Origin of the sequence: Micromonospora sp. NPDC049101, assembly GCF_040648675.1 — a bacterium.
In the GTDB taxonomy this organism is placed as follows: domain Bacteria; phylum Actinomycetota; class Actinomycetes; order Mycobacteriales; family Micromonosporaceae; genus Micromonospora.
Genome location: NZ_JBEZED010000006.1, coordinates 157,859 through 175,368 on the forward strand (window position 1 = coordinate 157,859; position 17,510 = coordinate 175,368).

The 17,510-nt window shown below is 70.7% G+C and carries 24 protein-coding genes; 6 read left to right on the forward strand and 18 right to left on the reverse strand.

Translation table 11 applies throughout. The features are described 5' to 3' along the window. Positions 1-173: 173 nt before the first annotated feature. A complete protein-coding gene (locus tag AB0B57_RS10525; protein WP_357067544.1) occupies positions 174-1,241 on the reverse strand; it encodes a MerR family transcriptional regulator in 1,068 nt (355 codons plus the stop codon). Between the two features lie 148 nt (positions 1,242-1,389). Beyond that, positions 1,390-1,746 (reverse strand): DoxX family protein, encoded by a 357-nt coding sequence (locus AB0B57_RS10530; RefSeq protein ID WP_357067546.1) that lies wholly within the window; start codon positions 1,744-1,746, stop codon positions 1,390-1,392. A 147-nt stretch (positions 1,747-1,893) separates the two neighbouring features. Here AB0B57_RS10530 and AB0B57_RS10535 point away from each other — a divergent pair, with 147 nt between their 5' ends. From AB0B57_RS10535 to AB0B57_RS10545, 3 genes are read left to right on the forward strand one after another with little or no spacing between them, the layout of a single operon-like run. Further along, positions 1,894-2,778, forward strand: coding sequence for a sigma factor (locus tag AB0B57_RS10535; RefSeq protein ID WP_357067548.1), 885 nt, complete (start codon positions 1,894-1,896; stop codon positions 2,776-2,778). Positions 2,779-2,787: 9 nt separating this feature from the next. Next, a complete protein-coding gene (locus AB0B57_RS10540) occupies positions 2,788-3,444 on the forward strand; it encodes an NAD(P)H-binding protein (RefSeq protein ID WP_357067551.1) in 657 nt (218 codons plus the stop codon). Between the two features lie 23 nt (positions 3,445-3,467). Further along, positions 3,468-3,746, forward strand: coding sequence for a DUF1905 domain-containing protein (locus AB0B57_RS10545; protein ID WP_357067553.1), 279 nt, complete (start codon positions 3,468-3,470; stop codon positions 3,744-3,746). Between the two features lie 47 nt (positions 3,747-3,793). Here AB0B57_RS10545 and AB0B57_RS10550 read toward each other — a convergent pair whose 3' ends face one another. The 15 genes from AB0B57_RS10550 to AB0B57_RS10620 form a co-directional block, all read right to left on the reverse strand. After that, positions 3,794-4,489 carry a cell division protein DivIVA gene (locus AB0B57_RS10550; protein WP_357067555.1) on the reverse strand — a complete coding sequence of 232 codons (696 nt, stop codon included), beginning with the start codon at positions 4,487-4,489 and terminating at the stop codon, positions 3,794-3,796. A 52-nt stretch (positions 4,490-4,541) separates the two neighbouring features. Next, on the reverse strand, positions 4,542-5,723 hold the full coding sequence (locus AB0B57_RS10555; RefSeq protein WP_357067557.1) for a globin domain-containing protein: 1,182 nt from the start codon (positions 5,721-5,723) through the stop codon (positions 4,542-4,544). A gap of 2 nt (positions 5,724-5,725) precedes the next feature. Further along, positions 5,726-6,124: a group 1 truncated hemoglobin gene (locus AB0B57_RS10560; protein ID WP_357067559.1), complete on the reverse strand. Its 399-nt coding sequence runs from the start codon at positions 6,122-6,124 to the stop codon at positions 5,726-5,728. A 258-nt stretch (positions 6,125-6,382) separates the two neighbouring features. Next, the gene (locus tag AB0B57_RS10565) at positions 6,383-6,979 is read right to left on the reverse strand and encodes a MerR family transcriptional regulator (protein WP_357067561.1); all 597 of its coding nucleotides are present in this window, start codon (positions 6,977-6,979) and stop codon (positions 6,383-6,385) included. A 198-nt stretch (positions 6,980-7,177) separates the two neighbouring features. Continuing rightward, the gene (locus tag AB0B57_RS10570; protein WP_357067563.1) at positions 7,178-7,642 is read right to left on the reverse strand and encodes a bifunctional nuclease family protein; all 465 of its coding nucleotides are present in this window, start codon (positions 7,640-7,642) and stop codon (positions 7,178-7,180) included. A gap of 186 nt (positions 7,643-7,828) precedes the next feature. After that, on the reverse strand, positions 7,829-8,530 hold the full coding sequence (locus AB0B57_RS10575; protein ID WP_357067565.1) for a MerR family transcriptional regulator: 702 nt from the start codon (positions 8,528-8,530) through the stop codon (positions 7,829-7,831). A 50-nt stretch (positions 8,531-8,580) separates the two neighbouring features. Continuing rightward, positions 8,581-9,033, reverse strand: coding sequence for an FHA domain-containing protein (locus AB0B57_RS10580; protein ID WP_007071101.1), 453 nt, complete (start codon positions 9,031-9,033; stop codon positions 8,581-8,583). A gap of 215 nt (positions 9,034-9,248) precedes the next feature. Beyond that, the gene (gene gcvH / locus AB0B57_RS10585; RefSeq protein WP_357067567.1) at positions 9,249-9,629 is read right to left on the reverse strand and encodes a glycine cleavage system protein GcvH; all 381 of its coding nucleotides are present in this window, start codon (positions 9,627-9,629) and stop codon (positions 9,249-9,251) included. A gap of 59 nt (positions 9,630-9,688) precedes the next feature. Then, on the reverse strand, positions 9,689-10,708 hold the full coding sequence (locus tag AB0B57_RS10590) for a DUF881 domain-containing protein (protein WP_357067569.1): 1,020 nt from the start codon (positions 10,706-10,708) through the stop codon (positions 9,689-9,691). Between the two features lie 11 nt (positions 10,709-10,719). After that, positions 10,720-11,052: a small basic family protein gene (locus AB0B57_RS10595; protein ID WP_030327710.1), complete on the reverse strand. Its 333-nt coding sequence runs from the start codon at positions 11,050-11,052 to the stop codon at positions 10,720-10,722. Continuing rightward, entirely contained in the window at positions 11,049-11,993 is a 945-nt protein-coding gene (locus AB0B57_RS10600) for a DUF881 domain-containing protein (RefSeq protein ID WP_357067571.1), read from the reverse strand. Before AB0B57_RS10600 ends, AB0B57_RS10595 begins: the two co-directional genes overlap by 4 nt. Next, the gene (locus tag AB0B57_RS10605) at positions 11,990-12,619 is read right to left on the reverse strand and encodes a CDP-alcohol phosphatidyltransferase family protein (RefSeq protein WP_357067573.1); all 630 of its coding nucleotides are present in this window, start codon (positions 12,617-12,619) and stop codon (positions 11,990-11,992) included. The genes AB0B57_RS10600 and AB0B57_RS10605 overlap by 4 nt, the downstream gene beginning before the upstream one ends. Before the next feature lie 327 nt (positions 12,620-12,946). After that, on the reverse strand, positions 12,947-13,411 hold the full coding sequence (locus AB0B57_RS10610; protein ID WP_357067575.1) for a MarR family transcriptional regulator: 465 nt from the start codon (positions 13,409-13,411) through the stop codon (positions 12,947-12,949). 56 nt (positions 13,412-13,467) lie between these two features. Continuing rightward, a complete protein-coding gene (locus AB0B57_RS10615) occupies positions 13,468-14,646 on the reverse strand; it encodes a PP2C family protein-serine/threonine phosphatase (protein ID WP_357067577.1) in 1,179 nt (392 codons plus the stop codon). A 71-nt stretch (positions 14,647-14,717) separates the two neighbouring features. Continuing rightward, a complete protein-coding gene (locus AB0B57_RS10620) occupies positions 14,718-15,464 on the reverse strand; it encodes an SAM-dependent methyltransferase (RefSeq protein ID WP_357067579.1) in 747 nt (248 codons plus the stop codon). Positions 15,465-15,580: 116 nt separating this feature from the next. On the opposite strand from AB0B57_RS10620, the gene AB0B57_RS10625 reads away from it, so the two are divergent. From AB0B57_RS10625 to AB0B57_RS10635, 3 genes are all read left to right on the forward strand, one after another. Next, a complete protein-coding gene (locus tag AB0B57_RS10625; protein ID WP_357067581.1) occupies positions 15,581-16,462 on the forward strand; it encodes a universal stress protein in 882 nt (293 codons plus the stop codon). A gap of 96 nt (positions 16,463-16,558) precedes the next feature. Then, positions 16,559-16,771 carry a phosphatidylethanolamine-binding protein gene (locus tag AB0B57_RS10630; protein ID WP_088989541.1) on the forward strand — a complete coding sequence of 71 codons (213 nt, stop codon included), beginning with the start codon at positions 16,559-16,561 and terminating at the stop codon, positions 16,769-16,771. Continuing rightward, the gene (locus tag AB0B57_RS10635; RefSeq protein ID WP_357067584.1) at positions 16,768-17,244 is read left to right on the forward strand and encodes a hypothetical protein; all 477 of its coding nucleotides are present in this window, start codon (positions 16,768-16,770) and stop codon (positions 17,242-17,244) included. The genes AB0B57_RS10630 and AB0B57_RS10635 overlap by 4 nt, the downstream gene beginning before the upstream one ends. Here the strand turns inward: AB0B57_RS10635 and AB0B57_RS10640 are convergent, their stop codons facing one another. Beyond that, positions 17,245-17,448, reverse strand: coding sequence for a hypothetical protein (locus AB0B57_RS10640; protein ID WP_357067586.1), 204 nt, complete (start codon positions 17,446-17,448; stop codon positions 17,245-17,247). Between the last annotated feature and the right edge of the window lie 62 nt (positions 17,449-17,510).

Genomic DNA, 17,510 nt, shown 5'->3' on the forward strand with positions numbered 1-17,510 from the left:
GTCGCCGGTTCGGCAGGAAACCCCCACCCCACCCCCACCCCACCCCCACCCCACCCCCACCCCGTTGATCATGGAGTTATAGTCGGCCGTCGCGGCGTGTCGTGACAATAACCCCATGATCAACCGCCTCGGGTGGGGACGGGGTGGGGGTGGGGGTGGGGTGGGGGTGGGGACTACGCCGCTGCGACGTCGGCGATGACGCAGGCGATGTTGTCCGGTCCACCGTGCGCCTGCGCCAGGTCGATCAGCGCACCCACGGTGTCCTCGGGACCGCCGCCGGCACCCAGCGTCGCGTGCAGATCAGCACGATCCACGACCGCCCACAGCCCGTCGGAGCACAGCAGGTACCGGTCGCCGGGCACCGCGGTCCGCAGCGCCAGATCAGCCTCGACCTGCCGGCCCCCACCCAGCGCGCGCACCAGCACCGCCCGCTGCGGATGCGCGGCGGCCTCGTCGGAGTCGAGACGACCCTGATCCACCTGGGTCTGCACCCAGGTGTGATCCTGCGTCAGCAGCGACAACTCCCCGCCGCGCAACAGGTACGCCCGGGTGTCACCGATGTGCACCAGAGCCAGTTGGGAGCCGCTGCGCAGCAACGCGGTCAACGTGGTGACCGGCTGGTACTCGTCGGTGGCCAACGCCCGCACGGTGCGGTCGACGTCGGTGACCGCACCGGCCAGCATGGTCAGCAGGTCCACCGCCGGGGTGTCGGCGAGCGCCAACGGCAGGAGAGCGTCGATGGCGGCGGCACTGGCGGCAGCCCCACCGGGCCCCCGCATACCGTCGGCGACGGCGAACAGCCGCTCACTGGCGTACGCGGCGTCCTCGTTGCTGTCGCGCGCCGCCCCGGTGGCACACCCGGCGGCACAGCGAACGGCAAGCTCGGGATTCGTTCGAGACACGGTGACGTCCCCTTCCAGAAGATGCTCCACGAGGACGGTGGCGAGCCGGGCCCGGACCGCGGTGTCGGCGCTGACCTCCCGCCAGTACGCGGCGACCACCTCCGCCGCCGCCACGGGCTCCAGCGCACACACGACCCGGATCGTCGCCAGCGGCATACCGATGCGCCGTAGCTGGGCGACCAGCCGAGCCACCGGCAACTGCTCCGGGTCGTAGAGCCGATACCCGGACTCGGGATCGACAGCGGCCGGCAGCAGAAGCCCCACCTGCTCGTAGAGGCGCAGCGCCTTCGGCGTCAGCCTCGCCGCCCGGGCGAACACCCCGATGGTCCACAGCCCCACGTCGCCATCCTCCTCGTGCCGGTCACGGCGACCGGCACACCCCAGGCTGGGGGTTGCCCGAAGGTCAAGGTCAAGCCCGGCGGTCGGATCCGAGCAACGACGCCCCTCGCACCCCCGACGTCCAGCCGACCGTCGGGCTCCCGCACGCCTACCTCGCGGTGCTGACACTGAGGGCGAAGGTCGTGACGGCCAGGGCCAGGTACGCGCCGGGGAAGATCAGATTGTGGTGAACTCCGGCGCGCAGGTGCGCGGCGACCGCGCCGATGAAGAACAGGGTGAGGCCGGCGGCGGCGGCAGAGCCGACGAGCGGAACACCGACAAGACCGAGAAGCAGACCGGCCGCTCCGGCGGCCTTGAGGCTGCCCAGCAGCGGAAGCCAGGAGGACGGCACGCCGACCGCCGCGGAGTTCGCGAGCACGAAGGCGGCGCGGCGGAAATCCGCGATCGCGATGGCGGCGTTCGCGCTCATCGTCGCGATGGTCACGATCAGGTAGATGGCAGCCACAGGTGTCAGCCCTCCCACCCGGGCGTTTGGTGGTCGCGGAGGACCTTCGAGAGCGGTAGGTTCACGGTGTCGGACTCCTCAGGGTCGCTACGGTCGTCGCGGGTTGGTCACCCCTATGACGTCGCCCGTCGCGGAAAGGTGACCCCTGTGGATTCGGACGAGGCTCTGGCCGCACGGTTCGAGCAACACCGGCACCATCTGCGGGCGGTGGCCCACCGCCTGGTCGGTTCCGGGCACGACGCCGATGATGTGGTGCAGCAGACCTGGATCAAGGCCAGTCAGGCGGATCTGAGCGACGTCGCGAATCTGCGCGGGTGGCTCACCACGGTGACGGCCCGGCAGTGTCTGGACCTGCTGCGGGCGAGGCGCCGCCGCGGCGAGGTCGTCCTCGGCGACGGCATCGAGACGGCCGGGATGACGTCGCGCCCCACCGCCGTGACCCGCACCGGCGAGGAGGAGGTGCTCCTCGCCGAGTCGGTAGGACTGGCGCTGCTGGTGGTGCTGGACCGGCTCTCCCCGGCGCAGCGGGTCGCCCCACTGATGGACCGCTCACCGGCAGCGGCGAAGAAGCTGGCCAGCCGGGCCCGCGACCGGGTCTACCCGGCCGCCGGCGAGCAGCCGGTCCACCAGCGGCAGACGGCCGAGCACCTGCTCCTCGTGGACGCCTTCCTCGCCGCGTCCCGTGGTGGTGACCTACCGGCGCTGCTCGACCTGCTGGCCCCCGACGTGGTCCGCCGGGTCGACCGAATTCTGGTCCCCGATGACGTCGCGACCGAGATCCGCGGCGCGCGCCTGGTGGCCGAGGAGACCAAGCTGTTCACCTCACGCTCCCGCGCCAGCGCCGTGGCCTGGGTCGACGGGGCGCCCGGCATCGTGATCGCCCCACGCGGGCGGCTGCAAGCCGCCCTGCGTCTGGGCATCGTCGCCGGACTCATCCACACGATCGACGTCATCGGCGAACCGAACCGGCTCGATCGCCTGACGATCGCCGTCACGGCACGCCACGGCCGCGCCCGAGCCCACCGCCGGTAGGTTCGGCACATGCGTGTCGTCATCGCCGGAGGCCACGGCAAGATCGCCCTACTCGTCCAACGTCACCTCATCGGGCGCGGTGACAGCGCCGTCGGCCTGATCCGCAACCCCCAGCAGGCCGCGACGCTACGTGCCGTCGGCGCCACCCCCGTCATCTGCGACCTGGAACACACCGACGTCGCCGACCTCGCCGCGCACCTCGACACCGCCGACGCGGTGATCTTCGCCGCCGGTGCCGGCCCCGGCAGCGGCGCCGCCCGCAAGGACACCGTCGACCGGGCCGGTGCGGCGCTGCTCGCCGACGCCGCCACCCGCGCCGGTGTCCGCCGCTACCTGCTCGTCTCCTCGATGGGCGTGGACGGCCCACCAGCCGCCGGCACCGACGACGTGTGGGCGGCGTACCTGCGCGCCAAACGCGCCGCCGAGGACGACCTGCGCGGCCGCGACCTGGCCGCGACGGTGCTGCGGCCCGGCCGGCTCACCGACGACCCGCCCACCGGCCGGGTCACCCTCACCCGACACGCCGGGCGGGGCGCGATCAGCCGCGCCGACGTCGCCCACGTCCTCGTCGCACTGCTCGACGAGCCGGGCACCGCCGGCGCGACCCTGGAACTCGTCGACGGGCCCACCCCGATCGCCGACGCCATCCGCGCCGCCACCACCTGAGCACCCACCGACCGAGGAGAACAATGGACCCACAACCACTCGATCACCGCTTCACCGCGCCCATCGAGAAAGACGGCGCGTTCGCCACCTACGTGACAGTCCCCGACTCCGCGCAGCTCCTCGGCACCCGCCGCGCCGTCAAGGTCACCGGCACCATCGACGGTCACCCGTTCAACGCCACCCTCATGCCCTCCGGCGCCGGCCCGCACTGGCTACCCATCCGGGCCGCCCTGTGCAAGACCATCGGCAAGAGCGACGCCGGCACCGAGGTGACCTTCCACCTCCACCAACGCCTCAGCTGACCACCCCCGGGGTGGGATTCGCGTCGACGAACCCCACCCCGGGGTGATCACCGCTGCTGGTGCCGCGGCAACGCCGACTGACCCACCACACCACCGACGAACGGCGCACCCGGCGTCTCCGCCGAGATCCGATCCATCGTCCGGGCCAACTGCTCACTGCCGTCATCGAGATGCCGCGCCGCCGCCTGCATGTGCGACACCATCATCTCCCCGAAGATCCGCAACGCCTCCCGGGTCGCCACCGTGTCGTCGAAGCTCGACCCCGCCGCGCTGCGGTACTCCGCCACCGCCCGCTCCGCCTCCTGCTTCGCCTCCGCCTCCGCCGCGTGCAGGTAACTCTCATACTGCACCCGGGCGTACTCGGCGACCCGCCGCGCATAGTCATGCGCCTGCGCGATGATCTGCTCCGCCTCCCGCTGCGCCGCGGACAGCAGATTCACCTCCCGCGCCGCCGGGGTCTTCCCCGCCGCCCCCGTGCTCGGGATCACCCCGTGCCGGTGCAGCTCCACCCGGTCGGTCAACCGCTCGTTCTCCGCCCGCAACGTCGCGAGCTGCGTCGCCAACACATCCAACTCGTCGGCGATCTGCATCCGGAACCGGTCCACGTCGGCGTTGTCATAGCCACGACGCGCGAACGACGCCGCCCCGAACTGCCACCGCCGCACCCGATCGGCGGTCATCCGCACCTGCACCGCGCCGGACACCTGCATCCCGTCGTACCGACTGATCGGAGTCGCACTCACCTGCGGCCGCCTCCGTTCACCACTGCGGGGCCCGCCAGCTCACTCCTCGCGCTCACCTGTGCCCACCTCCCGAAATGTCACCGACGGTCGACTGCTGCACCGCCGTACGCCACGCCGGGCCATACCACTGCTCACCCAGGCCCTCGTGATGCACCTGACCCGAGTGGAAACCCGCCTGCAGCAACGCCCGCACCGCGTACGACACCATCTCGTCCGAACCGCACACGAACACGTGCCGAGAACGCCAGTCACCGTCGGCCAACGCCCGGTCCACCGCGTGCAGGAACTCCCCGGGCCGATGCACATCGGCACCCACCACATAGGTCACCGTCAACCACGGGTACGACGACGCCAACTTGTCGATGGCCTCGCTGTCGTAGAGCTCACTGCGGGAACGGGCCCCGACGTACAGGTCCACCCGCCGCCGCGAACCCTCCGCCGCGACCTGCTCCACCAACGCCTTCACCGGCGCCCAGCCAGTCCCCGCGACCAACAACAACAGATCACTGGAACCCGCCGCCCACAATCCCAGCCGCTCCCCGACCGGCGCCGCCAGGTGGATCCGATCCCCGATCGCCGACCCGTACACCAGCCGCGACGACACCGCACCACCCGGCGCGGCCCGCACATGCAACTCCAACGTGCCGTCCGCCCGCGGCGCGTTCGCCGGCGAGTAGTACCGCCACGACCGCACCGACGGATGCGACACCCCGATCGACTGACCCGGGGTGAACGGCAACAGGTACTGCGGACGCACCGTCAGCACCGCCACGTCGAACGCCCGCCGCTCGTGCGCCACGATCTCCGCCACCCACCACGGCGGGTTCACCGCCTCGGCGGCCTGCGCCGCCTCCGTCATCACCTGCGCCACCAACCCGTACGCGGCCGCCCAGTCCGCCGCCAACTCGTCGGTCCACTGCTCGGCGAGGAAATGCTGCAACGTCGCCAACAGCGCCTCACCGACCGCCGGATAGTGCTCCGCACGGACCGCGAACTTGCGGTGGTCCGCGCCGAGATCCTGGAGGAAACCCACAAGCCGGTCCACCTGGTCCACGTTGGACACGATGTGCCCCAACGCGGTCACCAGACGGTCCCGCTGCCCGGCCATGTTCGTCGGGAACATCTGCCTCGTCTCAGGATGAGCGAGGAACAACGTCGAATAGAAATAGAGCGGCACCTGATCACCGTGCCCGGCGACCACCGACCAGCTCTGCTTGAGTTGGGCCGCGTCCACGCTCAGGCGCCCGACCGGTCTCCGGAGGCCACCACCTGGTCCTGCACCTGCCCCAGCACCACCCGCACGTCGGCCAGGACGTCACCCGGCACACCCAGCTCCGTCAGCGTCGCCAGTAGGTGCTCGCCCACCTTCGCGTAGTGCTCCACCGGGATGTTCAGCGGCTGGTGCGCCTCGGCCAACCCACGACCGGTGTACTCGTTCGGGCCACCCAGCACCGTGGTCAACATCAACGTCAGGTGCCGCCGCTGACCCACCATCTCCACCTCGGCGAAATAGCCCGCCAAAGCCGGGTCGGCCAACACCTTGTCATAGAACAGCTCCACAGCCGCCTTGACCGAGCTGGCACCGCCAATTCGGTCGTAGTGCGACTTGGGGGCAGCCTCTTCGGTAACCGTCACGGTCGTTCCTCCGGGGGTGAAGGGTCGATAACCGTGTCGGACCATAGCGTGTCAATCGCCCGGGGTCATTGCCGCCCTATCGCGTTCCCGACAATGGGACGAAACGCAGCGTCACCACTACCGGCGGGTATCTCCACACTGGGCCACCACAACGACACCCACCGTGTCCACAGTGGAGCGAACTCACCCACCGCCGCCACCCACCGTCACCGACGGTCGCGAGAAAACCAACCCGAAAAAAGGCGAACGCCCCTACGCTCAGCCAGCCCGCCGTCGCGCCCGCCGCGCCGCCAACTCGTCACCCACCGGATCCGACCCCGACGCCACCGCGGACTCCACCGGAGCGCTCGTCGCCGGCTCCGCCGGCAGATGCGACAACGACCCCTGGATCTCCTTGAACGCCCCACCGATGGCAATCCCGAAGACACCCTGGCCACCCTGCAACAGGTCGACCACCTCCTCCGGAGACCGGCACTCATACACCGTCGTCCCATCAGAGATCAGCGTGATCCCGGCCAGATCCTCCACACCACGCGACCGCAACGCCTCGATCGCCTTGCGGATGTTCTGCAGGGACACCCCCGCATCCAACAACCGCTTCACGACCTTCAACACCACCAGGTCCCGGAACGAGTACAACCGCTGCGTCCCCGAACCAGAGGCGTCCCGCACGCTCGGCACCACCAGCGCCGTCCGCGCCCAGTAATCCAACTGCCGGTAACTGATGCCCACCGCGTGGCAGGCCGTCACACCCCGGTAGCCGACCGAACCGTCACCGTCGACCGCCACACCTGGCGACGACGCAGCCGGCTCGTCGAACTCTCTGCCTGGCTCGGGATCCCGCGGCTCGTGCATCCGGACAACCTCCCCCGTCAGTGCGGCAACGCGTCGTTTCCTTCCGACACGCACCCCTCGACACGGCAACCCTATAGCCACCTTCAGGGGTTACCACGGAGGAACCGACACGACACGCCGCGCAGCCACCGAGAAAGATCACCAACCACGGCGGGGCATCACCCACAGTGACACCCGGGAGCAGAGCCCACGGCCCACTCAGCCCGCGAAATCCTCCGGACGCACCTGCTCCAGGAACTCGCGGAACTTCTCCACCTCGTCCTCCTGCTCATCAGGAATGACGATCCCCGCCTCAGTGAGGACCTGCTCAGCACAACGAATCGGCGCACCGACACGCAACGCCAACGCGATCGAATCGCTCGGACGCGCCGACACCCGCACCCCATCGCCGAGCAACAGATCCGCGTAGAAGACGTTCTCCTTGAGCTCAGTGATCTCCACCGCCTGCAGGGGCGCCTTCAACGCCGCCAACACGTCACGCAAAAGATCATGCGTCAACGGCCGGGCCGGCTTGACCCCCTGCTGCTCATAAGCGATAGCCGTGGCCTCGACCGCGCCGATCCAGATCGGCAGATAGCGGTCCCCCTCGACCTCCCTGAGCAGGACGATCGGCTGGTTGCTAGGCAACTCCACCCGAACTCCGACCACGCTCAGCTCGCGCACCGCCGCCTCCGTGTCGTTGTCACCTACGCCGCACCGCGCCCTTTCCCTGCACGGTACACGGACCGCGACACGGCCGTCCCGTCCGCTACAGCACCACGCCCGCGCCAGAAAGGGGTTACCCCGGCAAGCCTACGGCACGCTTCCCGGAAGAGATCTTTCCGCTCAGCCACCACTCACCGGGCACCCTCACCGACCCAACGTCGAACGCAGCCCCACCCGCACCAATGCCGCGTGCAACTGCTCCGACAACGCCACCAACTCACGCGCCGTCTCCGCCGCCCGAGCCCGCGCCGCCGGATCACTCTGCCGCGCCAACGGCGCCACCAACTGCGCGAACAAACCAACCTCACGGTCCGCCGCCGTCCGATAACCCCGCAGGTGCCGCGGCTCCAACCCGTACGACGCCAAACCCGCCACCGCAGACGCGATGATCAACGCATCCGCGTCATACCACCCCGGCGGATCCGACACCACCACACCGAGCCGCTCCAACTCCACCAACGTCGACTCGTCGATCCCACTACGCGCCACCAGATCCGACCGGCCGAGCCGCACCTGCGACGACTCGACCGGCTCCACCGACTCACGACCCGGCACCGCACCATCAGGACCAACCGCCACCAACGCCGGCCGCGACCGCCCCGGCTGCTCACCAGACGAATCCCACTGGGCCAACTGCTCACGGATCACCCGCAACGGCAGGTACTTGTCCCGCTGCGCGGTCAACACGAACCGCAACCGCGCCACATCGTCCCAGCTGTACTTCCGGTAACCCGCCGCCGTCCGCTGCGGCTCGACCAAACCCTCGGCCTCAAGAAACCGCAGCTTCGAAATCGTGGTGTCCGGAAAATCCACCCGCAACTGCCCAAGCACCTCACCGATGCTCATCAGCGGCTGAGACCGAGCCGCCCCGGGTGACGTGGAGGCCGCAGGCTCGTTCACCCCCGGCCGGCCTCCTCCTCCGGGCGCGGACCGGCGATGAACACCACCCGGAACTTACCGATCTGAACCTCATCACCATTGCTCAACGTGGCCGCCTCAACCCGCTCACGATTCACGTACGTGCCATTCAGGCTACCCACGTCCCGCACCGTGAACGTCCCACCATCACGGTGGAACTCCGCGTGCCGACGCGACACCGTCACGTCATCAAGGAAGATGTCACTGTCCGGATGCCGGCCACTGGTCGTCACATCGTGGTCCAACAGGAACCGGGCACCCGCATTCGGACCTCGACGAACCACCAGCAGCGCCATACCCGGCGGCAACGAACCGGACATCCGGCTCGGCACCACATCGGTATCCGGCCCTTCCAGCACTTCGTCGAGCGAACCGAGATTGAGCGTCGAAGTGACGTCGAGCGGGGGGAACTCGTCGTCTGGCCGCGTCATGGGACCACCTCACGGATCTGTTCGGTCGGCGTCGGGTAATGGCGGGTCTGGCCGCCGGGCGCTTGTCCACCCGGCGGCTGGCTCCCCGTGCCCGGGAAGGCAATTCCGCAACGCTCAACTATTTGGGTTCTCGGTCGACTGGGCGAGCCTAGCCAGCGCCGAAATGCAGGGCAACCGGACGCGCGCAGACAGCTAACGCACCGGATCACGCACACTCAGCCTTCGGTGATCTTCTGATAAGCAGCCGCCGTCAGCAACCCGTCCGTCGCCGTCGGATCGTTCGGCGTGATCTCCACCAACCAACCCTCACCGTACGGATCAGTGTTGATCAACTCCGGTGTGTCACCCAACGCCTCGTTGCGCGCCGCAACCGTACCGGCCACCGGCGCGTAGATCTCCGACACGCTCTTGGTCGACTCGATCTCACCCAACGAATCACCGGCCGCGACCACCGCACCCGCCTCGGGCAACTGCACGTACACGATGTCACCCAGCGCGTCCTGCGCGAAGTGCGTGATACCGACCCGGATCGAACCCGTGCCGTCACCCGCCACCCACTCATGCTCGGCGGTGTATCGCAGATCCTCAGGAATCACCAGACGCGTCCTCATCCATCGGTGCCCCGAACCACCCGGGTCCGGCGCGGCCGCGCCGGTCAGGAGACCGGACGGGCGTGTTCCAACTTGATCGGAGCGTGCAGCGCCGAAACCTCGGCAACCTCACGCTCCCCAAACGTCACGTTACCGCCGACACCCCGGACCGACGCCACCACCCCACCAGGAATGTTCAACGCCGTACGCATCGTCGCCGGATCACCGATCACCGTGATCGTGAACGGCCCCGTCAACCGACGCCCCTCCACCACCAACGACCCGTTGTCCCCATCGAGGAAGTACGTCGACGCGATGATCCGCACCGTCGCCCGGTCACCACCGGCGATCTGCATCGCCTCCGCGCCCGCACCCCGCAACTCCTGCACCGCGTCCAACACCCGGGTCGCCGTGATCGGCTTGACACCAGCATCGAACTGCACCGTCAACCCCGGCCCCACCGCCGGCAACGTACCCGCCAGGATGCCCAACTCGTTCGCCCGCCGCGTCGCCTCGTCCAACGCCGCCTGACGACCCTGCTCACCCGAGTGCAACTGCCGCTGACTGTCCTCCAGAGCCCGAATGTCCTGCTGCAGACGACTCTCCCGGGCATCCAGATCCGACAGGATCCGCACCAGGTCCTCCTGACGCGTCGCCCCCAACGTCGGATCCGTCGACGTCGTCTTCAACTGCACCACCAACGTGAAACCCAGCAACACCAACAGCGCCACGATCATCACACCGGCCGTACTCCACCGGAACCGACCCGCCGCCACCGGCACCGCCGCCACCCCGGCCGGCTCGGCCAACCCGTCAGCACCCACCACCGGCTCCCCCGACCGCGACACCGCGCTCAGGTCCACCGTCGCACCGTCGCCGTCGACCGGCTCCCCCGCGGGCTCCTCGTCCGGCCGCTCCGCGGGCTCCACCGGCCGCTCGGGCGGCTCCTGCGGGGCCAACGGACTCAGCTCATCCGGATCCGGCGCGTCCGGACGCGGATCCGGCTCACCCGCCGGCCCACCCGGGCGCGTCGGCCCACCCGGCTGCGGCCACCCGGTCCCCGTGTCGCTCTGCTCGTCACTCATCGCCGTCAAACCTACGCCCGGAACAGGTGCCGACGGATCGCCGCCACATTGCCGAAGATGCGCACACCCAACACGACCACCACACCGGTGGACAACTGCCCGCCCACCCCGAGCTGGTCACCCAGATACACGATCAGACCAGCGACCAACACGTTCGAGATGAACGACACCACGAACTGCTTGTCGTCGAAGATGCGGTCCAACCTGGCCCGCACCCCACCAAACACCGCGTCCAACGCGGCCACCACCGCGATCGGCAGGTACGGCTGCAACGCCGCCGGCACCGTGGGATCAAGCCACACACCCAGCACCACACCGGCAAGCAACGCCAGCACCGCGATCATCGGCCACCTCCGGAGGGGCTAGCGGTCGTCGTCGAACCAGACGACCCGGGACTACCGGACCGGACACCCGACGCGGAAGGGCTCGGACTGACCGACGGCTTCGCGTAGCGTAGCTGCGGCTCCGGAGCCGCCGGCAGGGTGAGGTCATCCGCCTCCCGCACACCGAACGACAACCCGGTCTTCTGCGCGACCTCCCGCATCAGATCCGCGTTCCGACTGTTCTCGAACTTGCGCCGCATCGACCCCGGCCCGATCGCCGACACCTCGTACGGCCCCATCACCGGCCGGAAATCCACCAGGATCGCGTCACCCGCCGTCCGGATCGTCGACGTCGAGGTCAACCGCTGCCCGTTGATGGAAACCGCCTCCGCACCGGCACTCCACAACGCGTTCGCCACCCCCTGCAGATCGCTGTACAGCACCCGCGACGGCCCCGCGCCAGCACCCGTCACCGCGTCCGCCTTACCCGGCCCGTCCGCCAACCGCACCACCACACCGTCGCCGCGCACCCGACCCAGCCCGGTGCTCGCCTCCAGGTCCCGAAGCCGCGCGGCGGTCGACCCACTCAACGCCGCGTCCCGCTGCCGACCGACCTCCTCGCGCAGCTGGTCCGCTCGCGTGGACAACCGGTCCGTCTGGCCCTCCCGCTCCTTGATCTGCGCCACCAGACCGGAGCGAGCCTGACTGCGCCCCGGCTCGTCCGCCACCGTCTGCCGGTACGCCACCGCGAACAGGAAACCGAGCAACACCACCACGACCACACTGACCGACCGCGCCGGCCAGGCACGCCACCCCCGGACCGGCTCGGTGGACGCCGAACGCCGGCGGGCAGCCGCCGCATCCGCATACCCCGGATCCAGTGGATTGCGAAACAACTCGGTGAGGAAGTCCGGCGCGTACACCCGATCCGGGCGGGGTTTGCCCGGCTGCGGCGCGCTCATGCCGCCGCTCCCGGGCCGCGCACGGCGCGCACCAGCCGCGCGGCCTGCACCACGTACATCCCGCCGGCCACCCAGTAGAGCACCAGCCCCCACCACGCCAACGCCCAGCCGATCGCGGCCGTCGCTGTCGCCGCCGCGGCCCACTCGCTGGCCAACAACAGCACCGGGAACGCCGCCAGCAGCAGGAACGTGGCGGTCTTACCCACGTAGTGCACCGGCGGCGGCCCGTACCCGTGGCGGCGCAGCACCGCCAGCGAGCCGAGCAGCAGCAGCTCGCGGGCCAGCAGCGCCGCGGTGAACTGCCACGGCACCACCTCCCGGGCGGTGAACGCGACGAGGGTGGCGAGGATGTAGAGCCGGTCGGCGAACGGGTCGAGCAACTCCCCGAGTCGACTGACCTGGTGCAGGCGACGCGCGATCCAGCCGTCGACCCAGTCGGTGGTGCCGCCGATGGCCAGGACGACGATCGCCGCCACGTCGGCCCGCTCGACCAGGAACAGATACAGGAACAGTGGGACGCCCAGCAGCCGCACGAAGCTGATCAGGTTGGGCAGGGTGAGCACCTGGTTGCCGGGGGCCTCGTCACCGGTGTCCCGCGGTTGCTCTGCCCGAGCCGGACGCGACACCGATCCTCCTCCACGGCACGGACCCCCGGCCGACGTCGTACGCGCTGTCGGGCCGGCCAGCGCCGGCTCCCCCGCGGCCCCGGGTGGGGTCTCTTCCCTGATCCGGCCCGCGATCTCGAAGATCACGGGCCGGGCGAGTGCGCTGTCACTATATCGGGCTCGTCTCGGCTTTCCCGGCGCCGCGGCTCGTGCCCGGTGTGGCTGTTGCCGCACTGTGGTGTGGATCACCACCGCTAAAGCGTCCTAGGATACTAGAGGTGCGTTGTTGTCGGGGCGTTCACGAGCCCTGGACACCCCGACTTTCTTGAACGCGAGTGGATCACGCGCTCAGGCCGTCTGGACCGCCGAGTCGGTCGGCTGCTCGGGCACCGACTGGGTCGCCGCGCGGCCGAACGCCACCAACGACAGCAACAGATCGTGCTGCATCCGCACCGGCATCCGATCCAGCACCGCCTGCACCGCCCGCTGCCGACGCTCGGCCAGCTCCCCCAGCAGCGTCAGCGCCGCCGGCGTCGGCACCAACCGCACCTCGCGCCGGTCCCGGGGATCGGCCATCCGACGCAGCAGCCCGGTCGCCTCCAGCCGGTCGCAGAGGCGGCTCGCCGACGACGGCACCACGTCCAGCAGCTCCGCCAACGCGTTGACATTGGTCTCCGGTCGACTGCTGAGCAGCGTCAACACCCGCAACTGGGTGGGCGGCACCTGGTGCCGCGACGCGGCCGAGTCGAGCACGGCGATCAGCGTCCCGGCCGCCGCGTCGATAGCAGAGGCGAGATCCGCAGGTCGCTCCACGTGATGTCCCCTGCCGTTGTCGCGCTGGTGCCCGCCAGACGGGTTGGCAGGGACCCTCACCCGCTGCCCCGCCCACGCGGACCGTGCCAGTCCAGACACACCACGACGGCGTCGTCGCGCAGGTCGGAGTCCGCGTGGTAAGCGTGCAGCTCGCGCATTACCGTACCAACCGCCTCGGCCGCCGGCTGCAACCGTGTGGCGCGCAGCGAACGGGCCATCATCCGCTCCCCGTACGGTTCCTGGCCCGGTGGCTCGGCCGCCCACACCCCGTCGCTGACCACGACCAGGCGGTCACCCGGCGCGAGTTGCAACCCCTGCACCTCGTATCGGGTCTCGGCGAACATCCCCAACGGCAACTGCTGGTCCAGCTTGATCGGCTCCACCGTGGCCCCGCGCATCCGCAGCAGGTGCGGGGAGCCCGCGTCGACCGCCCGCACCCGGCCGGTGCGCGTGTCCAGCTCCAGCAGCAGGGTGGCCACGTACCGGCGGCCCCGGTGCTGGTAGAAGACCGTGTCCGAGGCGAGCTCGGCCTGTTCCACCAGGCCGCCACCGGAGCGACGCGCGTTGCGCATCGCGTTCACCGTCACGGCGGTCAGCATCGACGCGGTCAGACCACTGCCCTCGCCGTTGAGCGCCGTCACGGTGAGACGGTCGCCGTCGAGAGACCAGTCGAAGTGGTCCCCACCCACGGTGTACGCCGGTTCCAGCTGGCCGGCCAGCTGGAACGCCTGGTTGGCGACGCTGCGACCGGGCAGCAGATCCCACTGCATCTCGGCGGCCATCGTCAGTCGCTCCCGGCGGCGGGCCCGCCGGTACCGGTCGGTCCCCCGGTCCGCGGCACGCATCGCGACCGCGAGCGCGGCGGCGATGTCGGTCGCCTGCCCGGTGACCGTCGAATTCGGTACGGCGGGAAGCTCGACCAACAGCACGCCCAACCGCTCCCCCCACACCGTCAACGGCAGGTAGAGCCGGCAGGGGCCCTCGCCGGCGGCGTCGCGGACCGGTTGCTGGCTGCTGAAGCACCGCTGCGCCACGGTGTGGCAGGCCAGGAAGCCGGCCGCCGGCAGATCCGGGTCCAGCAGCGGCCACAGGCCGCTGATCCGATAGTCGGCCACGAACACGTCGGTGCGCAGCGCGCCCAGCGTCGACCGGATGGCCTGGTCCGCCGCCTCGGCCAACTGGTCGGGCGGGGCCTCGCGCAGCACGCGCGACACCACCTCCGGCGGGTCCACCATGGTCGTCCTCTCCAGAAGCTTGCTATAGGGCAAGCATCATACGGACACCCCGAGGCGGCGAATCCCCGCGGTCAGTCGGCGTTACGGGTCGCGAGCACACCGTGGAACGCGTCGGGCACCTGCGCCGGCGGACCCGTCGGCCGCCACCGGGCGACCGGCACGATCCCGTCCGCCGTCGGCGCCCAGCGGCCCAGCAGCGGCGCGAACGCCGACGGCGGGCGCATCCGGAACTGTGGCCCCATCATCGCCAGCGCCTGCGGGTGACCCGCCAGCTCCTCGGTGTCGAAGTCCACGACGAGCAGGCTGCCCGGCGCCGCGCCGACGTACAGCTCGTCGAGGGTGTGCGTCAGCGTCGCGTCGTCGAGGAACGCGGCCAGCCCGAGAAAGACCACCCCGACCGGCCGACGGCCCCAGCCCGGCACGAAACGGTGCAGCTGCGCCGGGTCGACCGTGCCGATGTCGGTCGCGTCACCGAAGCCGTAGCCGGCCCGGTCACTGCCGGTGAGGATGCTCTGCCCCAACCGGATGGTCACCGGGTCGACGTCGGTGTAGAGCACCGTCGCGTCGGTGGCGACCTCGTGCACGTTGCCCATCGTGGGCACCCCGGCGCCGAACACCAGGAAACCGTCCACGCCGTGGGCGACCATGACCCGCACCGCCCGCCCCAGGAACGCCCGCAGCTCCCGGAACACCGGCGCGCACGGCCCGTACGCCTGCTCGAACGCGCTCGCGGCGGCCACGTCGACCGGGAAGTGGTGCGCCCCACCGAGCCAGAAGTCGATCATGCGGGCGGTGCTCGGCTGGTCCGGTTCACCCATCGACAATCCCCCTCCCGGACCGGTGGTCGCCAGCGTACCGACCCCGGCGCGCTCGGCGGTATCACGACGCGGAGACGGTCCCGCCCGCGATACTGGCCCCGAGCGGGAGGTGGGCGGTGAACTCGGCGAACAGCGCGGCGGTGGTGGTCGGCGTGGACGGCTCGCAGCCGGCCCTACGCGCCGTACGCCTCGCCGCCACGGAGGCGGCGCGCCGACATCGGCCCCTGCGGGTCGTGCACGGGTTCATCTGGCCGCTGCTGCACGTGCCGGTCTCCCCCGCCCCGGACGCGCCGCCCGGCGGTGGGCTGCGCCACCGGGCCGAGGAGCTGGTCCAGGCCGCCGTGGCCGAGGCCGAGGCGACCGTACCGGGGCTGTCGATCTCCGGTGAGATCATCGACGGTGAGGCCGCCGCGGTACTGGTGGGCGAGTCACCGACCGCCGCGCTGATCGTGCTCGGCGACCGGGGGCTGGGCGGCTTCTCGGCGCTCGTGGTCGGCTCGGTCGCGGTGCAGGTCGCCGCGTACGCCGACTGCCCGGTGCTGGTGGCCCGCGGCGCGCAACGGCCCGACGAGCCGGTGTTGGTCGCGGTGGACGGCTCGCCGGCCTCCCGGCTGGCGGCCGACTTCGCGGCCGAGACGGCCGTGTCGCGCGGCGTGCCGCTGGTGGCGGTGCACGCCTACCGGCATCCGGGCAGCAGCGGCCCCGGCGACATGCAACCCCTGGTGTACGACGAGACGGCGCTGCACGGCGAGCAGGAGCGGATGCTCGCCGAGTGGCTGACCGGGCTGACCGAGCAGCACCGGGAGCTGCGGTTGACCTGTCGGGCGGTCCGCGGCCGGACCGGCGCCGTGCTGGCCGAGGCGTCCGACGCCGCGCAACTGGCGGTGGTGGGTGGGCAGGGGCGTGGCGAGGTGACCGGGTTGCTGCTGGGGTCGGTGAGCCAGTCGATGCTGCACCACGCGCGGTGCCCGGTCGCCGTGGTCCACGCCCCCCGCTAGCCCCCGAGGTTGGCCGGCCGCCAGACGGGTAGACGCAGGAGCCCCGACCGCCGAAGGCGGTAGAGGAGAGCCCAGACCCGACGAAGGAGGCACCAGATGCCAGGACCACGGCCGGGCAGTAACGCCTATGACAAGCAGCGGGCGCGGTTGCGCAACGCGATCGACGACTCCGGACGCCGGGTGCCCGACGGTAAGGCCAACCAGGTCGCGAACCGGATCCTCCAGGAGGATCGCGGTCAACGAGGCGTGGTGCGCGGTGACCGCACGTACGGCCCCAAGAGCGAGCGCGAACCGGGCGACCCGAAGTGAGCAGGGTCGACCTTGCCGACGGTGCCATCGCTGGTGCCGTCGGCAGCACCGCGCTGAACGTGGTCAGCTTCCTCGACATGGCCCTGCGGGGACGGCCGGAGAGCGACGTCCCCGGGGAGACCGTCGACCGGCTGGCCGGGATCGCGCACGTGAGCCTGGGCTCCGACGGCCGGGCGGCGAACCGCCGCGCGGGCCTCGGGCCGCTTGTCGGCTACGGGCTGGGCATCGCCGCGGGCGTCGCGTTCGCGCTCTACGCCGGTGGTCGGCGCCAGCCACTGCCGCTGGCCACCGGCCTGCTCGGCGCCGGCGTAATGACCATGACCGACGGGTCGATCACCGCGCTCGGGATCAGCGATCCCCGCACGTGGCGGCGCTCCGACTGGATCTCGGACATCATTCCGCACCTCGCGTACGGGCTGACGGCCGCCGCCACCTGGAACAGGTTGCGGCGGCCGTCCGGGCGCACTCGTTAGTTAGCGGGTGCCGCTGTCGTCGTCGGCCACCGGCTCACCGGCCGGGCCGTACGGCGACACCTGCCCCTTGGGCACCGGCCGACCCTCGTCACCGCGCGACGAACCGCGGTTGAGTGGATGCCCGGTCGGCGTGGGCCCCTTGCTGTCCTGGCTGGTAGCTCCCTTGGCGTTACGCCGGAACTCCTCCTGCTGCGGGTTGACCACGGTGCGTCTCCCTCCGGTACGCAGGCGGCATCGACCGCCTCCACCGCCGGCATACCCGCCCG